18 protein-coding genes are annotated in these 19,623 nt (G+C 50.4%); 10 read left to right on the forward strand and 8 right to left on the reverse strand.

The features are described 5' to 3' along the window. Positions 1–68: 68 nt before the first annotated feature. Both IOQ59_RS05345 and pyrC read left to right on the forward strand, forming a co-directional pair. Entirely contained in the window at positions 69–914 is an 846-nt protein-coding gene (locus IOQ59_RS05345) for a hypothetical protein (RefSeq protein ID WP_193952238.1), read from the forward strand. 113 nt (positions 915–1,027) lie between these two features. Then, positions 1,028–2,065 carry a dihydroorotase gene (gene pyrC / locus IOQ59_RS05350; protein ID WP_193952239.1) on the forward strand — a complete coding sequence of 346 codons (1,038 nt, stop codon included), beginning with the start codon at positions 1,028–1,030 and terminating at the stop codon, positions 2,063–2,065. 111 nt (positions 2,066–2,176) lie between these two features. Here the strand turns inward: pyrC and IOQ59_RS05355 are convergent, their stop codons facing one another. From IOQ59_RS05355 to IOQ59_RS05365, 3 genes are all read right to left on the reverse strand, one after another. Continuing rightward, the gene (locus IOQ59_RS05355) at positions 2,177–2,794 is read right to left on the reverse strand and encodes a glutathione S-transferase N-terminal domain-containing protein (RefSeq protein WP_193952240.1); all 618 of its coding nucleotides are present in this window, start codon (positions 2,792–2,794) and stop codon (positions 2,177–2,179) included. A 14-nt stretch (positions 2,795–2,808) separates the two neighbouring features. After that, positions 2,809–3,612 (reverse strand): hypothetical protein, encoded by an 804-nt coding sequence (locus tag IOQ59_RS05360; protein ID WP_193952241.1) that lies wholly within the window; start codon positions 3,610–3,612, stop codon positions 2,809–2,811. Between the two features lie 154 nt (positions 3,613–3,766). Beyond that, the gene (locus IOQ59_RS05365) at positions 3,767–4,009 is read right to left on the reverse strand and encodes a hypothetical protein (protein ID WP_193952242.1); all 243 of its coding nucleotides are present in this window, start codon (positions 4,007–4,009) and stop codon (positions 3,767–3,769) included. A gap of 419 nt (positions 4,010–4,428) precedes the next feature. On the opposite strand from IOQ59_RS05365, the gene smrA reads away from it, so the two are divergent. From smrA to IOQ59_RS05385, 4 genes are all read left to right on the forward strand, one after another. Next, the gene (gene smrA / locus IOQ59_RS05370; RefSeq protein ID WP_193952243.1) at positions 4,429–5,007 is read left to right on the forward strand and encodes a DNA endonuclease SmrA; all 579 of its coding nucleotides are present in this window, start codon (positions 4,429–4,431) and stop codon (positions 5,005–5,007) included. Between the two features lie 108 nt (positions 5,008–5,115). Continuing rightward, positions 5,116–5,721 carry a DUF924 family protein gene (locus IOQ59_RS05375; RefSeq protein ID WP_193952244.1) on the forward strand — a complete coding sequence of 202 codons (606 nt, stop codon included), beginning with the start codon at positions 5,116–5,118 and terminating at the stop codon, positions 5,719–5,721. A gap of 166 nt (positions 5,722–5,887) precedes the next feature. Continuing rightward, on the forward strand, positions 5,888–6,712 hold the full coding sequence (locus IOQ59_RS05380; protein WP_193952245.1) for a diguanylate cyclase domain-containing protein: 825 nt from the start codon (positions 5,888–5,890) through the stop codon (positions 6,710–6,712). A gap of 83 nt (positions 6,713–6,795) precedes the next feature. Beyond that, entirely contained in the window at positions 6,796–7,095 is a 300-nt protein-coding gene (locus tag IOQ59_RS05385) for a DUF1330 domain-containing protein (protein WP_193952246.1), read from the forward strand. A gap of 106 nt (positions 7,096–7,201) precedes the next feature. Here the strand turns inward: IOQ59_RS05385 and IOQ59_RS05390 are convergent, their stop codons facing one another. Beyond that, entirely contained in the window at positions 7,202–8,908 is a 1,707-nt protein-coding gene (locus tag IOQ59_RS05390) for a methyl-accepting chemotaxis protein (protein WP_193952247.1), read from the reverse strand. Between the two features lie 252 nt (positions 8,909–9,160). Here IOQ59_RS05390 and IOQ59_RS05395 point away from each other — a divergent pair, with 252 nt between their 5' ends. Together IOQ59_RS05395 and IOQ59_RS05400 are read left to right on the forward strand one after the other, a co-directional pair. Further along, positions 9,161–9,907 (forward strand): glycerophosphodiester phosphodiesterase family protein, encoded by a 747-nt coding sequence (locus IOQ59_RS05395; protein ID WP_193952248.1) that lies wholly within the window; start codon positions 9,161–9,163, stop codon positions 9,905–9,907. Then, on the forward strand, positions 9,900–11,087 hold the full coding sequence (locus IOQ59_RS05400; RefSeq protein WP_193952249.1) for an FAD-dependent oxidoreductase: 1,188 nt from the start codon (positions 9,900–9,902) through the stop codon (positions 11,085–11,087). Before IOQ59_RS05395 ends, IOQ59_RS05400 begins: the two co-directional genes overlap by 8 nt. Here IOQ59_RS05400 and IOQ59_RS05405 read toward each other — a convergent pair. After that, positions 11,051–12,484 (reverse strand): FGGY family carbohydrate kinase, encoded by a 1,434-nt coding sequence (locus IOQ59_RS05405; RefSeq protein ID WP_193952250.1) that lies wholly within the window; start codon positions 12,482–12,484, stop codon positions 11,051–11,053. The genes IOQ59_RS05400 and IOQ59_RS05405 overlap by 37 nt on opposite strands. 184 nt (positions 12,485–12,668) lie before the next feature. On the opposite strand from IOQ59_RS05405, the gene IOQ59_RS05410 reads away from it, so the two are divergent. Further along, complete coding sequence (locus tag IOQ59_RS05410) at positions 12,669–14,810, forward strand: tRNA(Met) cytidine acetyltransferase TmcA (RefSeq protein ID WP_193952251.1); 2,142 nt, start codon at positions 12,669–12,671, stop codon at positions 14,808–14,810. A 258-nt stretch (positions 14,811–15,068) separates the two neighbouring features. After that, on the forward strand, positions 15,069–15,617 hold the full coding sequence (locus IOQ59_RS05415) for a hemerythrin domain-containing protein (protein WP_193952252.1): 549 nt from the start codon (positions 15,069–15,071) through the stop codon (positions 15,615–15,617). Between the two features lie 114 nt (positions 15,618–15,731). Here the strand turns inward: IOQ59_RS05415 and IOQ59_RS05420 are convergent, their stop codons facing one another. The 3 genes from IOQ59_RS05420 to IOQ59_RS05430 form a co-directional block, all read right to left on the reverse strand. After that, complete coding sequence (locus IOQ59_RS05420; protein WP_193952253.1) at positions 15,732–16,868, reverse strand: sensor domain-containing diguanylate cyclase; 1,137 nt, start codon at positions 16,866–16,868, stop codon at positions 15,732–15,734. A gap of 181 nt (positions 16,869–17,049) precedes the next feature. Further along, the gene (locus IOQ59_RS05425) at positions 17,050–17,643 is read right to left on the reverse strand and encodes an indolepyruvate oxidoreductase subunit beta (RefSeq protein WP_193952254.1); all 594 of its coding nucleotides are present in this window, start codon (positions 17,641–17,643) and stop codon (positions 17,050–17,052) included. Beyond that, on the reverse strand, positions 17,640–19,505 hold the full coding sequence (locus tag IOQ59_RS05430; RefSeq protein ID WP_193952255.1) for a thiamine pyrophosphate-dependent enzyme: 1,866 nt from the start codon (positions 19,503–19,505) through the stop codon (positions 17,640–17,642). The genes IOQ59_RS05425 and IOQ59_RS05430 overlap by 4 nt, the downstream gene beginning before the upstream one ends. Positions 19,506–19,623 lie beyond the last annotated feature (118 nt).

The raw sequence follows: 19,623 nt of genomic DNA on the forward strand, positions 1-19,623 counted from the left end.
GTGTTTTACTGATCGCTCTTCTGCTAGCCTGAGCGGAGTTATTCTTTGCATTTGATCAGGTGAGATATATGACAGAGGAGGTTCAATCCCTTTCGACCAGTGCACTGGCTAAGAAACTGGGTAAATCATCTAAACAGATGTTTGCCGAGTTGGAGGCATTGGGCTGGATTGTACGTGAGGGTGATCATTGGACACTGACCGCCAAAGGTACCTTTGAAGGTGGTCATTACAAGGAAAGTAAGCGCTTCGGCACCTATGTTGTCTGGCCTGGCACGGTGATTGAACATCGGGCATTAGTTAATCCGGACAGTCAGCTCCTCAGCGCTGCTGCCGTTGGCAAGTTGTTGTCTTGCTCTGCGGTCCAGATGAATCGAATCTTCAATGAACTTGGTTGGATCGAACGCCATATTAAAGGCTGGCGACTGACTGACGCGGGCACCCGTTATGGTGGTCGTCAGGCTGAGGATGCCCGATCAGGGGTACCTTACGTCTTGTGGCCGGAAACGATTGCGCAGCATCCCGCCCTTCAAGCCTGTTGTGTGGATACTGAGCGGAATGTCCGGCTTGCGTCCGAAGTATCTGTTTATCAGTGCCTGGATGGTCATCAGCTTCCGTCTGCCGGCTTACAAAAGATCGATGACTGGCTTTACACCGCAGGTATCGTACATGCCTGCCAACGTCGTTTACCTATCGAGGAAGAGGCTGCCTGTGACTTTTATATCCCGGCTGCACGGTTATATATCGAATTTTGGGATGAGCAGGATGGCAGCGGTTATCTGGCTGAGAAAATGCGTCGCAAAGAACTTTATCAACGCTATCAGCTGAACATGATTGAATTGAGCGTTGAGGATCTGCCCGAGCTGGATGAAACGCTCTCTCGTCGATTACTAAAACAAGGCGTCGATACGCTCTGACTGTGAGGTCTGACGGATGAAGCTAAGTGGCTGATACGGTATAATGTGTACCCGTGAGCAGAGCAGTCTCTGCTGATCCTCACGCCCCGCTGACCCGAATAGAAAGGACCTGCATGAATACGCTAACCATCCAAACCCCTGACGACTGGCACCTGCACTTGCGTGACGGAGATATGTTGCCGGAAACTGTCGCCGCGACTGCGCGTTGCTTCCAGCGCGCTATTATCATGCCTAACCTGGTTCCGCCTGTGACCAATGCTGAGATGGCAATGGCATACCGTCAGCGGATACTGGATGCGCGCCCTGAAGGTTCTGACTTTAACCCACTGGTGACCTTGTATCTGACTAACGATACTACGGCACAGGATATCATCGACGCTAAAGCCGCCGGTGTTGTTGCCTCTAAACTGTATCCGGCGGGTGCGACCACTAACTCGGCTGCGGCAGTGTCACAGCTGGAAGCGATGTATCCGGTATTTGAAGTGATGGCCGAGCAGGGTATGTTGCTGTTGGTGCACGGAGAAGTAACCGATAGCCATGTGGATATTTTTGATCGGGAAAAAGAGTTTATCGATCAGAAGCTGGCGAAAATTGTCGAGTCTTTTCCCACCCTGAAAGTGGTATTCGAACATATTACGACCGGTGACGCCGCTCAGTTTGTGCAGGGTTCATCTGACAACGTTGCCGCGACTATTACCCCTCAGCATCTGCTGTTGAACCGTAATGATCTGCTGGTGGGTGGTGTTCGTCCGCATAATTACTGTTTGCCAGTGCTGAAACGCAGCACGCATCAGGAAGCGTTGCGCGCGGTGGTGCAGTCAGGTTCTCCAAAGTTCTTCCTGGGAACGGACTCAGCGCCACATGCGAAAGAGGCTAAAGAAAATGCTTGTGGTTGTGCGGGTTGCTACAGTGCCTGGAGTGCCATTGAACTGTACGCGCATGTATTTGAAGAGTTGGATGCGTTGGATAAGCTGGAAGGATTCGCCAGTCACTATGGCCCTGACTTCTACGGTCTGCCGCGTAACGAAGGCAGCATTACGCTGATCCGTGAAGATTGGACAATTCCGGGTGAAATTGCGTTGCCAAGCGGCAAGCCTATTGTGCCGTTTTTCGCCAATCAAACCGTGCACTGGAAAGTTCAGCAGGGATAATCCTCGCCTGATTCATTGTACGAAACAAAAAACGGAACCCATGAGGTTCCGTTTTTTATTATGAAATCGATGCTCTGCGCCGCAGATTAGCAGGGGGATGGGAGAGGAGCATCAGGGTACTTGCATACCAAACTGCACGAACTCAATATGTCCCATACGTTGCATCCATCCGGTGACATTTGGAAAGGCTTTAAGGTCTATATGTTGCCACTCATACCGCATTGCCCATGGATAGATCGCAAAATCTGCAATGGACAGGTCTTCACCCAATATGAACTGCCGGTCGGCCAGACGTTGTTCTAATACGCCCCACAGTCGTTGTGCTTCGGTGTTGTAACGTTTGATCGCGTAAGGGACGTGTTCCGGGGCAAATTTATTAAAGTGATGTGCTTGACCCAGAAACGGGCCAAAGTTGCCCATCTGCCACATCAGCCATTCCATGCACTCCGTTCGGCTGCGCAGGTCATCGGGTAGAAACTCACCGTATTTTTCTGCCAGATAGAGCAGGATCGCACCGCTTTCAAATACGCTAATAGGTTCACCGTCTGGCCCTTCGTGATCCACAATGGCGGGGATTTTATTGTTCGGACTGATCTGCAGAAATTCTTCACCAAACTGCTCTTCGGCCAGAATGTCGATAGGGTGCACATTGTATTGCAACCGCAAGGCTTCCAGCATGATGGACACTTTTCTGCCGTTGGGTGTGCCCCAGGTATAAAGATCAATCATCAAAAACTCCCTGCTTACTGGCTGATAAAGTGGTTGTACACGCGGATCAGTTCATCCTCTGAGAACTGCACAATGATCAGTTGCTGGCCCGGCTCGATCAGATCCGGATCGTCGCCCAGACGGCCGCTACGATAATTATAGATGTAGGTGGTTTTGACCTTGTTTTGCAGTACTTTGCCCAGGAAGGAGCTTTGTTTGTTGTTCAGCTTCTCATCGGCCTGCTGTGGTATGTCTACATACAGTTTGTCTTTCTTTTCACCCAGCTTAATTCCTTCTGCAAAGGTTCGGGTCAGGCCGGTTTGCAAAATACCCCATAAACCTTGTTCATCGCCGTCATTCACAGCGTGGATGTAGTACACCTGCTTACTGCTGGTTTCGGGCCGGTCGAGTAGTTCCTGTAGTTTGATACGGTTGTCGTGATTGAGTACTTGATCCCCGACAAAAACGGGTGCTGGCGTAACAGCGCCAGTGTCTACACCAAAGGTTTTGCTGCCGGATTCCTGCACGATTTCCAGTTCTGCACGGCTTTCGACCTGTTGTTGAGGGAGTTCCAGCAGTTGGGAGGCGGTGACAAAATGGTCTGCAGTTTCGATGTTAATTGACTGTTCGGGTGGGGCGGTAATCTGATTAATATGTTTGCGGGCTTCTTTGACCACCTCTTTGACTACCTCGCTGTCCGGTTCTGATTGAACGGCTGGCGTTGTGGTCGTTTCGGCAGGAGGGACACCGGGAAGATCAAGATCTATCGATTTGTTCATGAAAACATAGGCGGCTGCACCGGCAAGCAGCACTGCAAACACAATCAAAACACGTAGCATCCCTAACCTCACGTTGCGTCACATATCATGTTTACACACTGTAGCTTGCATTCAAGATTGAGAAAAGAGCTGCATAAGAAAGGGCGCATATATTGCTATATGCGCCCTTTCCGTCACCTTGAGGGGGGAGAGAGCCCCTGAGGCTATCGAACTATTACTGCAGTTGTTCCCAATTTACCTGGCCAACATGGATGGCAGACGCATCGGGAATCAGATCGACAAAGCTCCAGGCATCAACTGCCAGAACATCGAGCTGCTTGACCTTCTTTTCTTCGCCAACTTCCAGGCGAAGTTCGGTACCGTCATCAGTAGTGCCTGTGAACACCAGAATGCCGTTACGCACACGGGTGAGATTCATCTGGGTATCGTTGTAGATATACAGATCGCTCATCGACATGTTTCAGGACCTCATCTTTTTGTTAGTACACTATGTGAAGAGTCGGTCAGCAAAAGGAACGCATTTTCGATAGCTCGCTGATCTTCCAGCGGGAAACTTTCGTATATGCATCAGGCCTCTGCTCACTTGCTCCACTTTTATTTTTTTGCTTTGGGAGAGAGGTGTTGATTATTGTGTAACCGATGGACGATTTAAAGTGATACATAAATATATGTATGTGTAATTTGATATGTATCATGTTTTTTGTGTGGTTATTATCGGTAAGGATGAGTTGCCTTTAATTCTCGTCGGTAAAAAAGCAGCAGTACGGCTGTTAGAGTGCGCTGTATCCAGCCGTTAACGCTGAACCCTGAAGGGGCGTTGTAGTCAAATCTTGAGATTGTTTATACTGCCGCGGAGTCTGGATAGTGGGGGGAAACATGAGTTCTGACGATCTTGATTTCATGGATATGATGATGGGCGAAGGTGTAACGCCCGCCAAACAGAGTGATAAAGCAGATCTGATTGGGCATCAGGATAAGCGCGGTGATGCGGGCTTAAAGGAACGTCGTCACGCTGCTGAAGGTGATGTGCATGAAAGCTTGTCGACTCAGCAGGTAATCCTGCTTCACCCATTCGATCCGTTGGAGTGGAAAAGGGATGGTGTACAGGATGGTGTGTACCGGAACGTGCGTCTCGGGAAGTATCAGTCTGACGCACGCTTAGATCTGCATAAGAAATCACCGACTCAGGCGCTGGATGAGTTGCTGGGGTTTATTACCGAATGCAGTGGTTTTGGTATTCGTTCCGTCGTAGTCAGTCATGGACGTGGCAGTCACGAGGATGCCCCCGGTAATGTAATGCGCAGTTACTTAAATCAGTGGTTGCCGTTGATCCCCGAAGTGATGGCTTTTCACTCTGCTCAAAAACAGCACGGTGGTTTGGGAGCGACGTACGTTTTGCTGCGAAAAAATGAAACTCAGCGACGTGATAACTGGGAAAAACATCAGAAACGGTGAGTTTTTCGTAATAGAGCACCGTTAGTTACAGCTTCAGTGGCACTCTTCCTTTAAGAGACGCTGGGGATGTTCTATAACAATACAAACACCGGAGTTGAGGACGTCGTTGTGAGTGTGCAGATCGAAGAGATATTGCAGTTCTGGTTTGGTGCCATGGAGGACGGTTTTCCCAGTACTGACCGCACTGCGTTGTGGTGGGGCGCCAGTGATGAAACCGATCAGCTGATCGAAGAGTTGTTTGGTAGCAGTGTACGCCAGGCATTGCGGGGTGAGTTGAATTTGTGGGCTGAAAGCCCGCGTGGGCGCTTGGCCCTGATTATTCTTCTAGATCAGTTTACGCGATCTTTGTACCGCAGCAGCCCCGAGGCATTCAGCGGAGATGAGCGGGCGTTGGCGTTGTGCTGGATGGGGTTAGGGCGAGGCCATGATCAGGCATTGGACTTTGCTGAACGACAGTTCTTTTATATGCCCTTGGAACATGCGGAAGACCTTGAGGCACAAGACCAGAGCATTGCCTGCTTTGAGCAGGTACTGATGGAAGTGCCACCTCATAAGAAAGTGATCGCGCAAGGTGCATTGGACTTTGCCCATCAACACCGTGACCAAGTCGTCCGTTTTGGACGTTTTCCGCACCGTAACCGCATTCTGGGTCGAAGTTCCACTACCGAAGAGCTTACATTCCTGAATCAAAGTAATCATAACTGGGGCCAGTGAGACAGTGACTGGCCCTCATTGTCGTCAGCAATACCAGAGCATAGAGCGTGATTATTCTTAGTCCTCCTTCTTATTTATTGTAGATTCCGACGCTGGTTTTGAATCTGGTTTGCATTGCCCGCAGAAACAGTATTTACTCAGCCGTATCACTGCCGGGAATAGATCCATGAATCAACAACAAGAAGAAAAACAGACGGGTGCGGTTGTGAAGCGTTTTCCTCGTCCTGCACTATTGGCTGCGGCGGCCGGTTTCCTTTTTTCCGTTTCCGTGTATCTGGCGATGCCCGCTGACGATTTGATGGCGCCGATACTATTAATTATCGGCTGCGCGATGACGGCGGCGATATCACACTATCTGAAACGAACCCTACAACGCGCAGATGTACTTGAATCTGAACTCAACGGTTGCATTGCGGAGTTAACGACAACGCGTGAAAATGTTGATCTGGTGGGTGTGACTGATCGAGTGACCGGGTTATTCAATCGTGTTCATTTCGATAATGTCACCGCCAATGAATGCCGGCGTGCCGTACGTGAGTTCAGTCCACTTTCAATGATGTTGGTTGAACTGGATTACTTCGAACACTATCTTCATCATCATGGAGAAAAAGCCGCAGATGTATGTCTGAAAGCGGTGTCTGATGATTTGCGCAAACGTATTTCCCGTCCGGGAGATTTAGCTGTGCGCTTTGATAATGAGCGCTTTGCGCTGTTGTTACCCTCCACGAATGAACAGGTTGAGCAACTCGCGGCCCAGTGTTGTGAGGATATTCGTCAGTTGGCGATTCCGCATACCACCTCTGCGGTGTCTGATGTTGTGACCGTGACAATTGGTGTGGCGACGTTACAGCCGTCGCGTTTGCTGACACCGGAACGGTTGATTGAAGCGAGCGAGAAAGCACTGTATGACGCACAGAAAGCAGGGCGTAATCAGTTTATCGCTTCGGCTGAAAATGCATCAGACCTGCCATCGGTTACTTATTCTCTGTAAAAACGGCTGATTACTCGAACGGAGTGTGCTGTCGGTGAGGGAGGTCGTTGAAGCCTGGTCCATAACGTAGTTAAGGAATCCTTATGAGCAGCGACAATCCCGCCTATGTGATCGGTCATATCACAGTCAAAGACGTTGACCTGTTTGCCGAATATCGTGCACAGGTCCCCGGAACGATCGCCCCTTGGGGTGGAGAGTTAGTTTTTCGTGGGGCTAAATGTTGTGTACTCAGTGGTGAACATAATCACAATGACACGGTTGTAATCCGTTTTCCTGATCAGAACTCACTCGATGGTTGGTTTAACTCGGAGGCGTATCAGGCATTGATACCGTTGCGTACCCAAGCGGCCGATATGGTTTTGGTGGGCTACTCCGAGACCTAAATAGAGAAGAGTGCATAAACGCGACTGATCTTATTCGGAGCTCTGGCAAAGACACCAACGAACTTCGTCGGTGTCTTTTTGTTACCGAGTATCCAAGGAATAGAGGTTAGCCAATCTTAAAACGTGCGCCTGTATCCTGCAGGCTGCAAGCGAGTTCGGACAGGGCTTCGCTGGATTCTGTGGTTTGCCGGGTTGTTTCTGAGCTCTCCTGGGCGCTGCTGCGGATCATCATCACATTTTTGTTTACGTTCCCTGCAACATGGCTTTGCTCTTCGGCTGATTCTGAAATCTGTCGACTGAACCGGGTGATTTCGGTGACGGCCTGAGCAATGTTTGCGAGGGCTTCATCTGCAATTTCTGCCTGACGCGCGACTTCATTTGCTTCGTGTTGACTGGCTTGCATGGTGACTTCTGCACGCTCCGAGCCGGTTTGTAGGGATTCGATTAACGTGCGGATATCTTTAGTCGAACGGTGAGTGCGGTTAGCCAGTTCTCTTACTTCGTCTGCGACAACGGCAAACCCCCGTCCTGCTTCCCCCGCGCGTGCGGCCTCAATCGCGGCATTAAGTGCCAGCAAATTAGTTTGTTCCGCCACGGACTGAATGACATCCAATACGGCTGAGATGTTTTTAGAGTCTTCGTTAAGCTGTGAAATAGTTTGGGTTGCAGAATCAACCTTGTGTTCAAGATTGCGCATGGCGGCGAGATTGGCCCCCACTACATTGAGACCGTTGCGCGTCGCAATATCAGCGGTGTTGGCCGCTTCTGTTGCTTGTAACGAGATGCGGGCCACTTCGATGGAAGAGTCTGATAGCTTCTGAATTGCATCGGCCACTTCATCGGTTGCCGATGACTGTTTCTCCATGGATGCGCTGTTCTGTACGGATATAGTAGATAGTTCTTCGGAGGCGGCGGCCAGCTGAGATGAAGCGTTGACCACATTGCTGACGCTACTAAGCAGGTTATTCAGTAGATGATCCAGATCCGTAGATAACTCGCCTAATTCATCCTTGCTGCGGATATCGACCCGTTTTGTCAGGTCCAGATTGATGGATATCTCTCCGACGGCATCACGTACATGGGCGATCTTACGGGTAATCGAACGACTGATAAGTATGCAAAACACAACAACCATTATCATGGCGATAAGACTGATAATCAGAACATTGGTCAAAGCCTGTTCTTCATGCTGTTCGGCACGAATGGCGGAAGCTTCGGTGTATTTTCCCAGGTCGATCAACAGATGTTCTACCGCGGAGTTAAGTTGATCCTCCTCGACTTCGATCTTTGCGGCAAGCGTCTCGGCACGTAAGACGTTGTTGGATTCCAGCGCTTTAAATACTTCAGTTACGTGTTGGGTGTATTGCTTGTGGGCATGATCGATGGAGAGGGTTTTCTTTTCAAACTCGATCAGTTTGTCCCGATTTGATTGTGAATCAGCATGCTCTTCTAAGGTTTTGAGGAAGGATTCGGACCTTACGAACAGGTCGTTGACCTCTGCATCGAGTTTAAAGAACCTGTCACGGTTGCTGTTATAACGAGAAGCGGCATCATGTGTGTTGGAGGATAAGGCCTGATAGACCCCGAAATGAAGTGCGCGCTCAAAACTGATTGCTTGCTCTAACTGTTTAATGACCACTTCGCTAACAAGCTCGGTCATCGGGATATTTTCTTCGGCGATTGCGGTCAATTCATCGCGAATTTGCGCCATCTGATAGACGGTGCTTGCGATGACTGTACTGAGTGCGAGCAGAACCAGAGAGCAAAGAATGATGAGTTTCTGCTTAATCGTGATGCTTTTGAGAACGCGCATAAAATCCCTCTTATGTAACTTTGACGCTAAAAGTCATAAGTCATATCAAAGGTGAGTCCATTCTCCGCGACAGCATAGGGTAGGTTCTGCGAAGCCCATGACTGCTAAGTTTAGTCTGTTTTGCAGAAAGCGAAACGTTGTTCTCAAATCTATAGACTGTCCAGTCTGTATGGGAGGGCGGCGTGCCAAAGGGCTTTCAGCTAATCTTAACGTATTGTGTGAAGGCCTATGGCTTGCCGCGGAGGTAAAAGGATGCGTGCAGCACAGTTGAAAAAACGCCTGGTTGCCCATCGAGGTTTTCAAAGTCGATACCCTGAAAATACCTTGGTGTCTCTGCAGAAAGCAGTGGATGAAGGCCTGGAACGATTGGAGTTTGATATTCAGCTCACTGCTGATCACATACCCGTATTGTTTCATGACCTTGATCTGAGACGTATCTGTGGTGCGCACCATAAAATTACAGAACTCACACGCTCACAGCTGAATGCCTTTTCTGCGTCAGAGTCGAGTCGGCTGGGTGACCTGTTTGTGAGTGAGGCAATTCCCGACCTGAAAGCGGTTATCCAGTGGGCCACTCTATATCCCTCCCTGTCTTTATTCGTTGAAATCAAAGAGGAATCGATAGATTACTTTGGAATTGAAACGGTACTTAACTCGGTAATAACCGTGCTGAAACCACTGGAAACCAGGGCCACCCTGATCAGTTTTGATGCTGAATTTCTGGCGGCAGCCCGCAGAAGATGGAGATCAATCGGTTTGGTGACTCGATGCTGGCCGCCGACCAAAGAAACCCTGAGCCAGCTGCATCCTGATATTTTGTTTGTGAATAAAAGGCGTGTCAGGCATCGCCAGCATCTGGATCAGTTGGGCATCCCCGTTGTGGTGTATGAAGTTGATACCGTTCGTCGGGCCGCGCATTGGTTAAAACGCGGTGCCGCCTATCTGGAAACCCATCGTTGTGGTGATCTACTAACGGAGTGGAGTGGGCATTATGGCTGATTACGATGTTGCGATAATCGGCGGAGGGATTCACGGCGTTGGAATTGCTCAGGCTGCAGCTGCAGCTGGGTATTCCGTTTTATGCCTTGAAGAAAAGGAGTGGGGAGGGGCAACGTCCAGTCGCTCTAGCAAGTTGATTCATGGAGGGTTGAGGTACTTGCAGACAGGACAGTTGAATTTAGTACGACGATGCCTGAATGAGCGGGATCGACTACTAAAACTCGCCCCTGACTTGGTCAAACTGCGCAGTTTTTATATTCCAGTGTATGACGGTGGACATTATAGTGCGACGCAAATTCGCTGGGCGTTGCGTGCGTATTACCTGCTCACCGGGTTACGTGAAACAGGGCTGTATTCGGAATTGCCTCCCGCGCGTTGGTCCGAGATAAAGGGCCTGCAGCCCGATGGGTTAACGCATATATTTCGCTACTTTGATGGTCAGACAGATGATCAGGCGCTGACCCATGCGGTGGGGGAATCTGCTCAGCGTCTGGGGGCTGCACTGTGTTGTCCGGCACGGTTTGACGCTGCCACTCGATCTGAGTCAGGTTACGAGGTGACCTACTATGAGACCGTGAAAAAGCAACGTGCGAGTTGCCGGGTACTGGTGAATGCTGCGGGTCCTTGGGTGAATCAGGTGTTAAACCAGATTGAAACACCAACCACGGGCTGGCGACCTTTGACGATTGATCTGGTGCAAGGCACTCATTTGGTATATCCGGCAGGGTTGAGTGAACAGTGCCTCTATGTGGAAGCGCCCAGTGACGGGCGGGCGGTGTTTATTTTGCCTTGGCAAGATAAAACCTTAGTGGGGACCACTGAAAGGCTGTATCAGGGTGATCCAGATGATGTGACACCTTTACAGGGTGAAGTCGAATATCTCCAGCAGACATTGGATACTTATCTGCCGGGGCATCAGTTGAGGCCTGAAGGTAGCTTCTGTGGATTAAGGGTATTGCCCCATTCGGATCGGGCAGCGTTTTTCCGCAGTCGTGATACGCAGTTTTTGTTTGATGATCTTAAGCATCCCAGGTTGGCCATCCTATACGGCGGCAAGCTAACTGATTATCGTGCTACGGCGGCACAACTGGTGAAACGGTTAAGAGGAACTCTGGGGAAACGTGCCCCTGTGGCGGACACCGCTCACCTTCGGTTGCTGGCGGCTAACAGAGCTGCATGAAGCAATTGTGTCCAGCTGTCAAAACGGGCTGGTAGTGCACTGTAAGGCGCAGGCGTGAAGACTTGCTCCCCGGATCTGCGCCAGTCAGGACTGCGACTGAGCAACCAGGCGGCCCCTCTGGATGAAGATTCCGGGTCGGTCATTCGATGTACATTAAGTCCGCTCAGGTTCGCTAATCCTTGTGCCATCCAGTCGAGTTGGCTCAACCCTCCACTGAGATGAATGCTGGTGGGAAAGCTACCGACATTGCGCATGGCGATGATATTCCGTTGAATCAGAAACAGTATGCTTTCTGCAACCGCCAGTACTTTTGATTTCGGATCAAAGGGCGGTAAGCCCTGCCAGCCGCTTTCCACACTGCACCAATCCGGCGAGCCTAAGCCACCCACACCGTTCACAAACAGGGGCAGGGGTTGATAACGTTGTCGCCAGCTATCACTGTTCTGGTAGTTCAGACCAAGTGGCAGACTGGTCAGGTTCAATGCTGTGGCCGCACCGTTCACCGTACCTTCAAGGACGAGCAATTCATCATTCAGATCACTGTAGGCGGGCGCTACGAGCAGCCGGGTCTGTGGGCGCTCCTGCGCTTCGACGAGGAGTGGCATCTGGATAAATGCGCCGGTCCCCATATTGACGGAAAGGGCGCTGGGATTTGGCCAGCCGTTGCTAAACAGCGCTGAAGGTTGATCTCCGCAGACCAGCTTTAAGGGAATACGTAATCCTGCCAACTCTAAGGTGCCATATCGATAGAGGCTGGGACGGATGTCTGGAAGGTATTCAGCGGGAATATCAAACAGGGCACGTAACGGGTTGCTCCAATCTCTGGCTTCAAGTGAATAGAGCTGGGTACGGGCCGCATTAACGCGATCGATCAAAAACGGATGTTCGCGGCACAGATGAAAAATTAGAAATGAAGCGAGACTGCCACAGGCGAGTTGGTAACGTCTTTGAGCCTCGATCATGGCGCTTGCGGATAACAGATAGGCCCATTTACTGGCTGGACTGTGGCTATTGGCAACCAATCCAGAGATGCGTTGAATCTCCTGATGGTGGTGATAAAGCTGATCGATGATGGATTGTCCGCTTTTATCCTGCCAGCCAATCAGGGGTGTCAGGGGCTGTCCTGAGATTCGGTCCCAGCAAAGACAGCTTGAGCGTTGGCAGATGAGTGCTGCGCGCATCGGCAGGCAATGTTGTTGAGGCGTTAATTGTTGCAAAGCATTGGTAGCGGCTCGGCGCAGGGAATCTACAATCCATTTCGGATCGGGGCTGGTATTCCCTATATCGGTTTTTTGTTCAACGCGGGACTGAGCTAAACTTTCCCCGTAATCGTTGAAAATCAGCGCCCGGCTCGCTTGCCCGCCCTGATCAAGAACCAGATAAAGCGTATCAGACAATAGCACCCCCTTAGGCTAAGCCCTGTACCTACAGCATAGTCCTGAGTCAATTACTCAGCGAGCAATTCAGCTACAATGCATGCAGTCTGTGATCAGTTCGCAGCAATGTCGTGTTATATATTAGGCATTTATAGGCGTTCGCAGGATCGCTCGGATAGGTATTAGGGTAGTGATGGAGGTAAGAATGACCCGGCGCGAAACTGTCGTGCAATTGCTGGAAGGAGCCCGGCGCAATAATCATCGTCAGTTGCTGGTAGTGTCCGGTGATCATGACTGGACAATCGCACAGGCTGAACAGATTCAGGGCTGGTTGTGCGCTCACGCGGATAGGAAACTCTGGGTCTCTCAGCAAGCGCCTGCCGGAAGCACAGGTGTGGGGTCTCGTGATTTACATCGTTATCTCGGACGTGAAACCGAGCTACTAATCTTTGATGCCTGGGACGGTTTTAATCCCAATGCCTTTGGCCAAATTAGTGGCACCTTGTGTGGTGGCGGGTTGTTGATTCTATTGTGCCCTGAATTGAACGACTGGCACGAATATGAAGATCCGGAGCACAAAGCGCTGGTGGTTGAGCCGTACGGTGTTGACGCGGTAGGGCGACGTTTTATCCGTCGATTGGTTTCGCTGATTCACCAAGAGGATCAACTGGCACTGCTGACGCGTGACGGCTTTCACGCCGAGCCTTATGAACACTCGATACCATCCCCTTTTGGACACAATACTGTATCTGCGCCTTATGCGTCTGCGGATCAACACAAAGCCGTTGAACTGATCATAAAAACGTTGTCTCGTGGCCGGCGTCCTGTGGTGATGACCGCAGATCGGGGGCGTGGTAAATCCGCAGCATTGGGTATTACCGCAAGTCAACTGATGCTCAAGGGTAACCAGCAGGTGTGGGTAACGGCGCCGTCTGTTGATAATGTCGCCGAGGTTTTTACGCATGCGGCCGCACAGTTAGCACCGGTGCAGGTTGAAAAGGGGCGTGTCACTTGCGGTTCAACAGTACTGCAATATATTGCCCCCGATGACGCCTGTCGTATCGATGGGCATGGGGCCGTTTTGCTGGTGGATGAAGCCGCGGCGATTCCTGCACCTGTGCTGACGCGTCTCTTAGATCGTTTCCCTCGAATTGTATTCTCTACCACGATTCACGGTTATGAAGGCACAGGACAGGGATTTGCTGTGCGTTTTCGGCGTGAACTGGATCGGCGCACACCGAACTGGAAAGCCATCGAATTACTGGAGCCGATACGCTGGTCTGGGGGCGATCCTCTGGAAGCCTTCATATTTGAAAGCTTGTTGCTGAATGCGGAGGCGCTGTCTGAAGATCAAGCGCAGCGGTGTGATGGCGAAGCGCTGACAATACGCTGTGTGGAGAGGGATCAGCTACTGGCCGATGATGTGTTGCTCAAACAGTTATTTGGCCTGCTGGTATTGGCACATTACCGTACAACCCCCGGTGATCTGCGTATCTTACTCGATAGTCCAAACCTGACGGTATGGGTTGCCCAGCAGGACAAGCAGGTGGTCGGCGCGGCCCTGATTGCGGAAGAGGGGCCTATTTCAGTGGAATTGGCCCAGGCGCTTTGGGAAGGTACCCGTCGCCCGAAGGGGCATCTGTTACCGCAAACCGTAATTGGTCAGGAAGGTTATCTGGAAGCTGCCCCTTTGCGTTGTGGTCGGATTATGCGCATCGCAGTGCATCCGATGTTGCAACGACAGGGTGTTGCTCGTCAGATGTTACGTGAGATTGCTGAGTATGGCATGCAGCATCAATGGGATTACCTGGGATCTAGCTTTGGTGCGACCGAAGAGTTATTGCTGTTTTGGCAGAACAATGGCTTTGGTACGATTCGACTGGGAGAGAACCGTGATGCCGTAAGCGGGACTCATGCAGCGTTGGTGTGCCGCCCGTTGTCTGACCCCGGACGTTTGATGTTTAACCACTTACGTGATCGTTTTACTCAGCAGCTGCCTTTGCTGTTGGGGTACAACTTACGGGACCTGGAAGTTGAAGTATTGCCAATGCTGCTTCAAGGGATGCGTTTTGATACCGACCTTAGCCGACACGACCTGCGTGATCTGGAAGCATTCGTTCAACACAATCGTAGTTATGAAAGCTGTATCGCACCCATTCGCAAGTTAGTCATTCGTGCGTTGAAAAATCGTTCAGTTTGGCACGCGTTGACACCGGACGAGCTATCCTTATTGGTATCTAAAGCATTACAGCAACGCAGTTGGGAGGAGATAAACGCGGAATCTGGTCGGAAAACACTGATGAGACGCATGCGTGCGTTGATTGGTGAATGCCTCAGATTATCCTGATGAGAGAAGCAGAGGTGATGAAAAATTGTCCGCCTCTGGTTGTCGTCAGACCGCTCACTTTCTCGAAGAAGTGTTGTCATAATGCTCAGTTAGACTCTGTTGCTGTCCTGAAAACTGACCTCGGTATTCATACATGCGTGACACGTCACTTAACGTTTTTGTGATCGTCTTTGATACCTGATTGACAGGTGTCAAAAACATAAAGCGATGCCGAGCTATATAGTTAGTCATATGCACACAATTACTGGAGGCTTCGTTATGACCATCCTGAATGAGTTGCACCAGGATCATATCAATCTCAACAAGATGTTAGCGATCTTGCGTCTTAAGGTTAAAAAACTTAGGGCGGGGAATCATCCGAACTTCAGCCTGATGGCTGATGTGATTGATTACATTTCAAATTATGCCGATGCATATCATCACCCCCGTGAGGACGGTTTGTACCGTCACTTCCATGGTCGTAGTTCTGAACTGGATGCATTACTCACAAACTGTGAAGAAGCCCATCAGAATATGCGTGTGACCTGTTTGGAATTATCAGAAACCATTGATGGTATCTTGCACGATGCGGTGATTCCGATGGATGAATTTACCGACAAGCTGGAAGTGTTTTTGGATGAACAGGATGAGCATCTTAACCTCGAAGAGGGATCGCTGTTTCCAATGATTCAGGGCGTTGCGACAGATCAGGATTGGGCGCAGTTGATCACTGAATTGCCGAAGTCTGATGATCCTCTATTTGGTGAAAAACAGGCTGTGCAATACACCGAGTTATATAAAGAGCTTTTGGTGGACATGAACGAATAGAAGACCCGGGTAAACACGCGGGGCAGAGTAATTCTATATGCTGGATTGTGTACTTCTGATGTAGTTGTTTTCTGGCGTCAGGGATATCGCTACCTATCCAAGCAGACGAGTATGTTATACCACTTCCAAATTTGGCTTCACGGGGTTTTCTGATCCTGAGGTAGCAACAAACTGAACCTGGTCTCGACCCGCCGCTTTTGAGTGGTACACCGCTTTATCAGCGGCGGAGATCAGGTTATAGGCAAGCCTTTCGAAAGTATCTCGTGTATACGTTGCAGGATAACAGGTTGAAACCCCTATCGAGGTGGTCATTCGAAAAGGTTCACCCTTATCGCTGCGGAAGATGAGGGCATTAAATTTTTCCCGCAGGTTGTCTGCCAGTTGAACGGACTGAAGTTCATCACAGTTTGGCAAGAGAATCGAAAACTCCTCACCGCCATAGCGCGCCACAACGTCTGATTTACGCTGCTGTTGCTTCAAAAAGCCGCCGACCGTTCGTAGTACGCGGTCACCAGATAAGTGGCCATATTTATCGTTGACGAGTTTAAAGTAGTCCAGATCCAGAAACAGACAGCTCAGTGGGTATTCACTGCGGCTGGCGCGAGATATTTCCCTTTGAATTTCAATCTCGAACGAGCGCCGGTTGTTCACGCGGGTCAGCATATCGATGATGCTCATCCGCTTCATATTTTCGTAGTTGATACAGTTTTCTATACAGATCGATATGACGGATGCCAGATGCTTGATGTAGTCGTACATCAGCGCATTGGAGTATCGGGTCGGATCTCCGCTGCCTAGATGAAGGCTGCCAATGATGCAGTTGTGGCGTTCAAGTGGCAGCAGGGCGCAGGACAAAATGTAATGGGAACCCGGAAATGCGGTTTCTTTGATCGAATCGTCCGGTTCTCCTACAACGAGCTTTTTGTCGGTGTAGAGGGTATTTAGCAAGCGTTGGTTTTCAACAAAGCGCAGGGTGTTCGCCGGCGGAGGAGGAACATAGTCTTCAAGCAGGGTACGTGCGGCTTGCTCAGGATCAAACAGTACAAGGTTTACCGCATCAAGACGGAAGTATTCACGAAACTCGATCAGGATCAGGTCCAACAGTTCAGACAACTGGGTACAGGAGAGAAGACGTATCTCCATCTCAAAAAAACTCTTTACGATAGCTTCGTTGCGTTCGACCTTGGAGGCCAGCAAACGCAGCGATCGTTTGAGTTCTCTGTTTTCCCGTTCCAACGAATGTTTACTCATCCTGTCCCCGGTGTTCTCTCCGTACTAAAGGTTATCGGCGAGCTGTGACAAATATAAAACGAAATTTTTGACGAAGGAACTGCAAAAAACCGGTTGCGGGATCGAGTGTGGCTTACGGAGCCAGAAAAGGCAGGTATAGCGCCGATCGTTATTCAACGACCGGCGCATGCGTGAGGGGTGATCAGGAGAAGGCTTTGCGGCCCAGTTCAAACGCCTGATGGTTTAGAGCAAGCAGGGCTTCCCCTTTATTTTTAAAGCGTGCTGTCAGGCTATTTTCGATGGTACCGGCAGGAAATGGTAAGCGATCAGAAATTGCACCCAGCATAATACTATTAACCAAACGCCGATCACCCAGGTCAATCGCAGATTGTCCTGCATTGTAGTCATGAGTTTCGACACCCATTTTCCTCATCTTTTCGATTGGTTCATCCGGATAATCAAATAAACCAATTGAAACAACGGGTGGTTCCTGTGCAAAGGTATTGACCATCGCCAGGCCGTTATCTTTAAGATGAGATGCCCAACGCAGCGCTTCCGCCGGTTCAAACGCGAGCATCAGATCAGCATCCCCAGCTTGAATTGCAGGCGAGTAGACCTTGGGCCCAAATCGGACGTGAGAGGTCACAACACCGCCACGTTGTGCCATACCGGCCACTTCCGTTTTTTTGACATCGTAGCCCAGAGAAAGCGCGCTGGTGGCGAGTATATCGGCGGCAGTCATCACACCCTGCCCTCCGATGCCGACAACGAGAATATTAGTCACTTCGTTATTCACTTGATTTCCACCGCATCTATTTTAGTGACGTTGTAAGCCGGAATAATGGCATCTGGGGCGCAAGGTTTAGTGCATAAATTACAGCCTGTGCAGGCAGCTGTATCGATGCTGACAAAGGCGAGCTCTTTCTCTTTCCCGTTTGGCTTCACAACGGTCTCACGACGATCAACCAGAATAGCCGGACAGCCGACATCCAGACAGTTGCTGCAACCGGTACATTTGTCCGCGTCTACTTTCAGCGGTGGCAGCTTGCTGTAGCGTTCGGTGAGAACGCAGGGTTGGTTGGTGATGATGACCGACGGTTCAGGCACTTTGACCTCCTGTCGCAGTGCTTTAAACAGAATCGGCATCTCGTACGGATTGACTTCGTGGATCCGCTCCGGTTTTACACCCAGGGCTTCACACAGCTTGCGGAAGTCTACCTGCATGGTTTGTTCGCCATGCAAGTTAAGGCCTGACGACGGTGCATCCTGTCCGCCCGTCATACCCACCGCACGGTTATCCAGCAGCAGAATAGTGACGTTGCCCTTGTTGTAGGTGATGTCTAGCAGGCCCTGCATGCCCATGTGCAGGAACGTAGAGTCACCAATGACCGCGAGCACGTTCTTGTTCTCATCGCACTCTGCGCGGCCTTTATCCAAGCCTTGAGCCACACTCAGTGAGGCGCCCATGCTGATGGTGGTATCCAGTGCATTCCAAGGGTGCCCTGCCCCGAGTGTATAGCAGCCGATATCGCCAGAGATGATGGTGTTCTTCACATGAGACAGACAGTAATAGATGCCCAGATGTGGACATGCGACACACATGGTCGGAGGGCGAGGGAATACTTGTGCGGTAGGAATCAGTTCGCTTTCCGCAATGGCTTCCCCAATAAGTTTACTGACCGGCGGTGTAATAACGGATGGTGACAATTCGCCAATTTTCGGCAGCAGATCTTTGCCGTAAACGTCTACACCGGCGGCACGCAGTTCGGTCTCCAGAAGCGGTTCGACCTCCTCGACCACAACCAGTTTTTCCACATCTCCAGCGAAGCTGCGAATGCTCTCAATGGGTGCTGGATGGCTGAAACCCAGTTTAAATACCGGCGCATCCGGGAACGATTCTTTCACGTGATAGTAGGCCGCGCCAGATGTGACGAAACCAACTCGCGTATCCGAACCTGTGTCGATGCGGTTAAGCTCGGTGTCGGCAGCAAAACTTTTTAAGGTTTCATCGCGTGCCATCATCATTGGAATTCGATTCTTAGCGTTACCGGGAACCATGACAAAGCGCGCAGGATCTTTCTTAAACCCAGTACCTGTATGGGCTTCGGCTTCGCTGTTAATGACGACACCTTTCACATGGCAGATACGGGTGGTCAGGCGAACGATGACTGGTACCTCAAACTGCTCGGAGATACCGTAGGCCGCCCGAGTCATTTCATAGGCTTCTTGCGCATCGCTGGGTTCGAGTATCGGCAGGTGAGCAAAGCGGCCCCAATAGCGGGAGTCTTGTTCATTCTGCGATGATGACAAACCCACATCATCCGCGACGACGATAACCAGGCCGCCGACAGCGCCGACCAATGTCTGAGTCATAAAAGCATCGGACGCAACATTCATTCCGACATGTTTCATTGCACACAGAGCACGACTGCCTGCCATTGACGCACCAATGGCCACTTCCAGAGAGACTTTCTCGTTGATCGACCATTCTGAATAGATGTCGGGATACTGAGAAACGTACTCAAGGATTTCAGTGGAAGGTGTGCCTGGATAAGCTGCAGCAACTTTCACACCCGCATCACGGGCTGCCTGGGCTATAGCTTCGTTACCAGAGATAAACTGGCGCAGATCTGCGGATCTGGGTTCGGCGGCGTTCAATATCGGCTCCTTGGGTGTGCTTATGATAGTTTTTTGGTGCACACCTATGTGAAAAATGAATCATTTTGAGCCATGTTACGCAGTTACCCATACGGGGCTTTAGATCCAGATCAAATTT

This window comes from Pontibacterium sinense (assembly GCF_015209595.1).
GTDB lineage: Bacteria > Pseudomonadota > Gammaproteobacteria > Pseudomonadales > Balneatricaceae > Pontibacterium > Pontibacterium sinense.